The organism is Sulfobacillus thermosulfidooxidans DSM 9293 (assembly GCF_900176145.1).
GTDB lineage: Bacteria > Bacillota > Sulfobacillia > Sulfobacillales > Sulfobacillaceae > Sulfobacillus > Sulfobacillus thermosulfidooxidans.
The window spans coordinates 240,587-248,656 of record NZ_FWWY01000002.1; the positions used below are offsets into that span (position 1 = coordinate 240,587).

General features: G+C 51.5%; 8 protein-coding genes. 5 read left to right on the plus strand and 3 right to left on the minus strand.

What is annotated here, in order from left to right; translation table 11 throughout:
* Window positions 1-999 precede the first annotated feature (999 nt).
* Window positions 1,000-1,236: a hypothetical protein gene (locus B8987_RS19190; RefSeq protein ID WP_084662363.1), complete on the minus strand. Its 237-nt coding sequence runs from the start codon at window positions 1,234-1,236 to the stop codon at window positions 1,000-1,002.
* Window positions 1,237-1,353: 117 nt separating this feature from the next.
* On the minus strand, window positions 1,354-1,620 hold the full coding sequence (locus B8987_RS19195) for a hypothetical protein (RefSeq protein ID WP_084662364.1): 267 nt from the start codon (window positions 1,618-1,620) through the stop codon (window positions 1,354-1,356).
* A 376-nt stretch (window positions 1,621-1,996) separates the two neighbouring features.
* On the opposite strand from B8987_RS19195, the gene B8987_RS19200 reads away from it, so the two are divergent.
* The 4 genes from B8987_RS19200 (at window position 1,997) to B8987_RS19215 (ending at window position 5,106) form a co-directional block, all read left to right on the plus strand.
* On the plus strand, window positions 1,997-2,410 hold the full coding sequence (locus B8987_RS19200; protein WP_139793620.1) for a hypothetical protein: 414 nt from the start codon (window positions 1,997-1,999) through the stop codon (window positions 2,408-2,410).
* A gap of 416 nt (window positions 2,411-2,826) precedes the next feature.
* Window positions 2,827-3,027 carry a helix-turn-helix transcriptional regulator gene (locus B8987_RS19205; protein WP_020374154.1) on the plus strand — a complete coding sequence of 67 codons (201 nt, stop codon included), beginning with the start codon at window positions 2,827-2,829 and terminating at the stop codon, window positions 3,025-3,027.
* Entirely contained in the window at window positions 3,024-3,857 is an 834-nt protein-coding gene (locus B8987_RS19210; RefSeq protein ID WP_084662366.1) for a ParA family protein, read from the plus strand. The genes B8987_RS19205 and B8987_RS19210 overlap by 4 nt, the downstream gene beginning before the upstream one ends.
* Window positions 3,841-5,106 (plus strand): ParB/RepB/Spo0J family partition protein, encoded by a 1,266-nt coding sequence (locus B8987_RS19215; RefSeq protein ID WP_084662367.1) that lies wholly within the window; start codon window positions 3,841-3,843, stop codon window positions 5,104-5,106. The genes B8987_RS19210 and B8987_RS19215 overlap by 17 nt, the downstream gene beginning before the upstream one ends.
* Window positions 5,107-5,474: 368 nt before the next feature.
* Here B8987_RS19215 and B8987_RS19220 read toward each other — a convergent pair whose 3' ends face one another.
* A complete protein-coding gene (locus B8987_RS19220; protein WP_084662368.1) occupies window positions 5,475-6,617 on the minus strand; it encodes a helix-turn-helix domain-containing protein in 1,143 nt (380 codons plus the stop codon).
* A gap of 598 nt (window positions 6,618-7,215) precedes the next feature.
* Between B8987_RS19220 and B8987_RS19225 the strand changes: the two genes are divergently transcribed.
* On the plus strand, window positions 7,216-8,070 hold an 855-nt coding region (locus B8987_RS19225; RefSeq protein WP_139793621.1), incomplete at its 3' end, for a hypothetical protein.

Sequence of the window (8,070 nt, forward strand, 5' to 3'; positions counted from 1 at the left end):
GAAAGCGATAAACAAGGCCTATAGTCCTTCCTTGACACTTCCCACGCTTAAAGACAGGGATTTTAAGAGGTGGTTGGTTATCTGAATACCTTCACCCGTAATACGAATGCAGGTAAAAGATATTCTTTCGGACTAAGATCCCAGCCCCCTTTCTAAAATGCACCAGTGTTCCGACATCGGAACACTGGTGATTCGCACTAAAATCTTCTCGATAAATGTTTTCTGATACCCATTCTAGTAACCCTTACCATAACGAGGCGAATCCAACACAGAGTGTATATTCCTATTAATAATTACACGAAGAACTACATCAATCATATTGTATTTATATTTATGTTTAAGAATGATAAAAAAGTATCATTGAGTACGTGTCTAAAATGTTCCGACGTCGGAACACCTGCATAGTGCTGAAAATAGCGAAAAAGTTGTGACACATTAGATTTTGAATCCCAAAATATATTTTTGGTACATAACATTGAATGAATAACTAAAATATTTTACTTTAAAATGGAAATCATCAATTAAAATAGCGTAAAGTAGCGTGACCAAATTCTTTCAATGGCGAAAAGAAAGCGGACAACCTTGCCTAGCGGAGTGGTAATAGACGTTTTAGGATGCTGATAATACAAGTGGAATTAACCTTCGTTATCGATCAATAGCACGCATATCCAGGGTGTTCCGATATCGGAACACCCTGGATAGCAAGCACAGTCCCATTCCGGAACCCGGAGGTATTAATTTGGCGTAGATTCCTATTTATTTCTTTTTGCATCCTTGCGATTGTTAATTATTTATTGACCCCAATAGTATCAGTATGAAAACATTGCAAGTACTTTCGATACAACCGGGTGTTCCGACGTCGGAACACCCGGTAACACACCGTGCGGAAACAATGATTTGCTAGTATATGAGCCTGGGTCATAACTTCAACGGAATATTGGCAGGGTTCCCCCGCCTAGACCTAACACGGGCAGGCGGCGGGAGGAATGCCGTGCCGCATTACCATCTCGCATACGCCACGCTGTCCACCAGCAAGCGCATGGATCGCGTCAGTAAGCGAACCTTGGATGGGACAAATTGCCCGACGCGATGCCAACGGGCATCGGAGACAGACAGTTTCTTTTGTGTAGGGGTATTGGTATAACCCGAGATATAGCCCCGTACGGTGCACCCAACTTTGGTTGCTTCGACGAGATCGCCTTTCCGCACGCCCCCGCGGGGTGGTTGTCCCACCAAACCGTTCGCTGCGGCCTCCGCGGATCGGATCTTGGTCATGAAGCGCTCGGCGAAAGAGCTGCGGTCGCTGAATCACCGCAAACGCGCGGGAGCCATGCGACAGATGCCCTCCCACCTCTAGCCGTGATCGCCATTTTTGTCGTAAAAGGGCACATAGCGGAGAAAATGGCTGCCAGCCAACATCATCCCATCGATGGCGTGACTGGCCGGAGACCATTCGGCTTTTTGAGGCGTTTTCTGGAGACCTAACACGAACCGAAGATGCGCGGTTTCCCACCCGTGCCGGGGTTCGATGGGCCAACGGAAGCGGACCATTTGCCGCTGTTGGCCCACCATGACCGGACTAAAAGATCGATTGCCTTGAGCTTCTACGCCTTCATACACGACGTGCGTAATCGGGTAAATCTTTGCCAGTTACTCCACGATGCGCCATCCGAGGTCGCGATTGGCCTTGATACTAGAAGGGACTTGGTGACCAGTGCAATGAAAAAAGCGAACGGGACGTTGCGGTGTTCTTGCGGTAACGCCGAAATCGACGGGATTGTTGCCGACTCGTCATCCGTTGCTTGACAATGGGAATTGGCAGCAGCAAGTGCCCCATCCATAGGGTGGCCTATGGGGTTTGCACTCCAACACGGAGTACCGCTTGTCCGGCTCGATTCCAACGGTATGTCCCAAGCGTTCTGCTCCGGAGGGGCGCGAGCGCCCGCACCAGGTGTCATCTGGGGATGATACGATACGGCCTGCGTGTACAAGGTCGATGGGACGTCGCAAGGCAAATACTCCGCAAGGAGGAGGACTATCCTCAATAAGAATTGCTGTCGTTTCTATGCATGGAACTCCCCTGAGTCCCACGACTCCCGCCAAGGCCCGCAAGCTCCTTCGTCGCGGTGAGACCATGCCCAAGCGGGATAAGCTCGGCACATTTTATCTCCAACTTATCCCGCCGGTCGGGACCGTGATTTCCCATGACACGGTCGCCCTGGCGTTCGTCCTGCGCGGCCGCTGCCGGACAACGTCCGGCGGTCTAGTGCAATGCTTGCGCCGGGAAAGTCTCTCCCCAAGCCCCCAGCCAGGACCGTCAGCGCAGGTGGTCATTGACGCGCGTGTTTTTCTATCTATATCATCAATTTATATTGTTTATATTATTTTTAACACAATTAATCATAAATAATATTCCTTCAAATAGCCATTTGTCAAATCCACCTTCTTTTATAGAAATCAGATATGTATATTGTTTTCCAACCACCACAAGTTTGATAATGCTTTTTCAAATTAGGGAATTGACAAAATGCGGATCGCTCTCAACCAAAAGAACCCGTCATTTGTTTCGCCCCAAGTGTTCCGACATCGGAACACTTGGGGCTGTATACGAATTCGCAGCCCGTTATCGAATCTGAAAACTTGAAATATCTTCAACAGGGGTGTTCCGATGTCGGAACACCCTCAAATCTAACCCCGAATAAACCGCATGCACCCACAAGACGTGCAATAGACCGTATAGTCCTATTATGCCGCACAACAAGCAGGAAAACGCAGAACAGATCGCGAATAGAGATAAGAAGCATTCAACAATCGAGGAGGATCCTTATGGCGAATACGACCAAAGATTATTACACCGTCACCGATGTGGCGGAGTTGCTCGCTATCAGTCCTGATACTGTACGCCGCCTGTTAGCCAACGGCCAGATGCCTGGCGTCAAAATTTCTCCGCGTATTTGGCGTATTCCTGTGGCCGCATTTCAGACCTGGTTAACCGATCGAGGCAATCAGGAGGGAAAAGCTCTATGACGTCTGTGCTCCAAGCCATCCCGAATACGATTTCGATGGCTAGCGTCCCGTTACCCGAACATCCCATCGTGTGGAGCGCTTATGCTGTCAAAGGCGGCATTGGTAAAAGTACGTTAACGGCCAATATTGCCTTTACGCTGCGCGTTCTTAACCCCATGTACCGTGTTTGCGTAGTCAACGCCGATAGCACGCGCGTCGTCCAACAATGTTTGGGCATCGGACGAGACCAACAGGAATTAACGCAGGACCTCTATGATGTACTGCAAGGTGCTGTCGATTGGCCATCCGTGCGTGTAGCGTCGCCCTTTGGCGTGGACGTCATCCCGTTAGGTCCTAATCGACACGAAGCTGCACGGGAACTCAATTCGAAAGCCGTTCAGACCTTAGTCCGGAACCTGATGGATCATTATGATGTCGTGTTGATTGACTTACATCCCGGCGCCCAAGCTCTGATTCCCTGGTTAGGCGTGATTCAGAGTGTGCTCCTACCCGTCACCTTGAATGCTAGTGGAGTCGAAGCGGTCCTCGATACCGTGGATGATTTGCAGACTTGGCGACGTCAAGGGTTAAGTATTCCCGATATCGCCGGCGTCGTCATTAACAAATGGGACGGCCGAATGCGTATCGCGAAAAATTGGTTGGATCAATTGGAGCGCGTTCTGCCTCATGAATGGATTTATCCTTGGGCCATTCGCAATACCACGGCCATCGAACATGCCGAGACAGCATGGCAGCCGATTTTACGAGAATCTTCGGCAAGTGCGCAAGAAGTCGGCCGAGCCCTCCAATTGATTACACAAAGGTGGTTGACCTATGCTTTCGCGCGATAATACCGTCAAAATGCTTAGAGAATTTGTCGAGTTAGTTCTGGATGACACCACACGTCGCCAATTAGCACAAACGTGGGCCATCACGGACGCCGATATGGTGACTCCACGACGGTTTGCGACAACAGTGGTCACACACCATCGTGAGCAGTTACTCCAGGCTATTGCCGAAAACGATCGGCTAGATACACAGTGGAAGGCCTATCAAAATGATGGCTTGGCAGGGGTGCAAGCGTTGTGGGAATCGGAACGTCGTATCCGTCGTCAGACCAACAAGACACACATCGCGGCAGCTCGATCCATTGGGGCACCAGCGCCATCCCTGGACCGGGAACCCGCGATCACCCTGCCGAAAAGCACCGTGACAACGCTCGAAGCCGTGGAAGCCGTTGTGCATGCCCCGATTCAAGAATTGCCACTTGATACAATTGTGGTCCGGGATGTCAATGTTCGATTAAACATCGAGGATGATCCGACGTTTGCGGAATTAGTGACCAGTATCGAACAGCATGGACTCCTGCAACCCGTGGTCGTCACCTCTGATGGAAACAACTCCGGGCAATGGCGCCTCTTAGCGGGCGAACGCCGCTATCGCGCGGTGAAGAATTTGGGATGGAGAACGATTTTAGCCCGAATTGTTGATGTCCCGGAAAGTGCATGGAAAATCGTGATGTTAACCGAAAATGTGCAGCGCCAGGATCTGGCCCCATGGGAAGAAGCGTTAGGCTATCAACAACTCCTCGACACAGGCTTATCTTTGCGTCAATTAGCGAAACAACTCCATAAATCACCCGCTTATTTATCGGGCTTACTAAAATTGATTCGCAATCCCCTGATTCGAGAGGCCATGCGAGATCATCGGTTGGACACGCGATCTTTGGCTCTCGAACTGGCGCCGCTTATTGATGTGGAGGGTCACGAAAAAATCCCCAATACCCTGGAACCGGTTTTACAGTTTATCGCGGCTAAACGGCCTACGGTCACACAATTGCGCGAGCATATTACGGAACGTCTCGCCGCTCCCTCGCCCCTGACCAGGGAGGCCTCGCCACCGCAAAAGCCCCGGGCAGCGCGCGGAAGTTTTTTGAAAAAAGAAGTGGCGCGATTAGAAGAAATTCAGAAAACCCGAATTACCCGGCTGTCCCCGGAGGAATTGGCGGTCTTGGCTGATTTATATGATCGCACCGCCCGAGCTCTCCGAGAACGGCTGGAGGGTCCACCCCTCCCAACAAACGAGTCTCCCTCGGACTAGTCTTTTGGAACATCACCCCTGGGGAGTGTTCCGATATCGGAACACTCCCCCCTCTATGATGTGCGATCGCCAATTACCGATGGTTTCCTAAGCGCCCAACCGTTGTCGCAACCATTTACAGATCTGCGGAGACTTTCTATCGCCATATCGTGCGTTTTGTCCTCCTCATCAGCTAACGAGCGAGGCGATATGCTAAGGCTTCCCGACAATGTAGTAGGTCAGCAACAAAACACGAAAGGTTTCTCGCGATCCAACGTCAGGCATTGATGTCATTTAATCCGTTTCGGCGGGTAATCACTCGTTGCGTTCCGATATCGGAACATCGCCCAAGAATCAACACAATACTTTGCCCGGTCAGACGGCTCGTGCTAAGCGCCACATCGTTCAACAGGTTCGAGTGCTGCAAGGTCCGGACGTTCCTGGGCCGCTTTCAGAATAAATGCTCGCCACGTAGGGCTTCCTTCTCGAAAGGTGTGTGCGAATAACGATCCCAAAGCCTTCCGAGCTAGCTCGGCGGCATACTCCTGTAAAGCAGACAACTGCGATAGACACGGCGCTAACACCTTCCATTGAGCGGTAGCTTCAGCCTGAGCGGCCCGCACGCGTTCTTCATCCGCCATCTCACGAAGTTTTTGGTCATGTAGTTGCGCCATACGTTCAGCATAATCTATGCGTCGCTGCCGGACTTCATGCACCCATCGTGGAGCTGACCATTCGTCGCGTAACGCGCGATTCATCCAACCTCCCGGAAACCGAATAGCCTTAGAGGGGGCTGAGACCATCCAAATTGCCACTTGGGCAACGCGCGCGAGATCATAGTGGCGTAGCCAGTGATGGACGCGTTTGGGCGAGATGTGGTGTTTTTCAAGTAGAGCGATTAAAAACAACTGAACGTCGTGTTTCGAGGAAAATTTCCACATAGGTGCTCCGGGTAGCGGTTGATCACTCTTACTGAAAGTCTGTTTTTCCTGGATCGGCTCCCTTTGATGCGATTCAACCGGTGTCGTATCAAGGGATTGCGGCGACTCCCCCCGTGGACAATCTGTCCGGTTCCCTTCGGACATTTCGGGCCATATAAAGACCGTGTCCGGCGTGGGAACGGGTTCCGATGTGGATGTCGATGGAGCCGTGTCCTGAATCCGTTCTACGGTGGTGATGGTCGGTTGAGGGACGGTCATTAAAGGCTGCCACGTTAGCACATAGCGATTGGATGTGGTACCGCCATTGGCACGCTTTCTGGGAATAATCCGTAATAACCCTAATGTTTCTAATCGTTGAAGAGATCGACGGACCGTTCGCGTACTCATATGGGTTTCGCGCGCTAAGGTTTTTTCGGAGAAAATTAAACCTAAGGGAAGTCGTGGTGTTTGGGTTTTCGCCCGCCACAGAAACAGATATAACTGCCGCGTATTGGGGGGGAGACCCCGGTCGACCAGATCCGCCTCAATGCGCTTAAGAGTGGGAGGAACTTTGGGGAATAATTGGGAGGATATCGGGGTATTCTGTATCATGAGTGGTTTTGCCGCAATTAGCCATGATTGTCTTGACAGGATTATGATCCTCTTATACAATCATGAGAGTAAAGCGATGCCCGGTACTAGAAGGGGTTCTGGTAAAACTTTCCTTCTAGCACAGAGGGACAGCGCCTATGGGTTAAACGGCAAATGAACCTCCTTTACACGTTTTTGGGATAACACACGACTGTTGGTTGCAGTTGTGTGTTTTGTTTTACGCGCCTTTTGCGCATAAAAAACAACCTTGACACACTCCCTCAAGGTTTGAACGATAGGACGCATTACGATATAATTACAGCGTCGTCGTTCACCGCTGTCAGGAGTGGTGAACGGGCCTGAGGGGACTGCGCGGGAACGCGGTCCTTTTTTCTTTCCTCATACCCGAGGTGTAGCGTGAATGATCCATCGAATCTTCGCCACCCTCTGCGCCCTATGATACAGGTTTTTGGACAGATTTCCAATAATCGGCACGATTTTTGGAAAATGTGTTGTTGGGGATCTGTGATATCACCCTCTTCCCCAGTCCGCCCCTTGTCGATGAACGTCTTTTCGTGAGAGACTAATACCAGTAGCCTGTTAAATGGAGTGTGATACCTTGAGTTTCCCTATTGAGGTGGATCAATCCTTTCGGGAAGCGGTATGGCAGGCGGAGACGGGCCGGTGTGAAGCGTGTGGACGAGCAATGGACCGTCGAATAGCACGCGTCATTCCCCGGAATTCGGGAGATGATCCCGATCCGAGGACATGGGTGCTACTGTGCCCCCTGTGTCTCCATCATCAAAGGGCACCATTTCACGACGCGGTGATTGATCCAGACACCCTGCGGCAAGTGGCCGAGGGTCGGCAGTCGTCTCCTGAAGAGGCGGCCAACTGGCTCCGCGATCAACTCGACCATTCAGCAGTTCTTCTCACCGTGTTTCGTGACCGGTTAGACTGCTGGCTGCCCGGCGTCGGTCGATTTCATGTCCGGGTCCGGACCCATGGATTCCCGGAAATTCGGCTGAAAACGCTCCAGGCCGATACGACCTGGCAAGTGGTGGAATCGCCGCCAATTTCCCGTCGAGGGTTCCCACGAGTTCCCCGAGTGCGGGATAAACAGTGGGGCCGCTCATCACCCCACAATATTCCTGAAAAGATTCGGCCAAAGGAGGTCATCACAATGCCGCCCATTGGGATTCGCGCGCTGAAAATGGCGTTCACGATCTCGCCCGATCAGTGGCCGATGGATATGCCATTGTCGGGCGACCAGGTTATCGTGCCGGTCACGACACCGGAAGGCTTAATGGTCCACGTGCCGCTCAAAACCAAAAGTGTGAGGAAAGCCCAGAAGACCGTTGCGGCGATTCGGGCGGACGGGGACGACGCGATATTGCTCATTCAAGGGCGCTTACTTCCCGGAATGCGCCTGGCGGAGGCTGGTGTAACCGTTCAACGGAAAGTGCGAAATGCT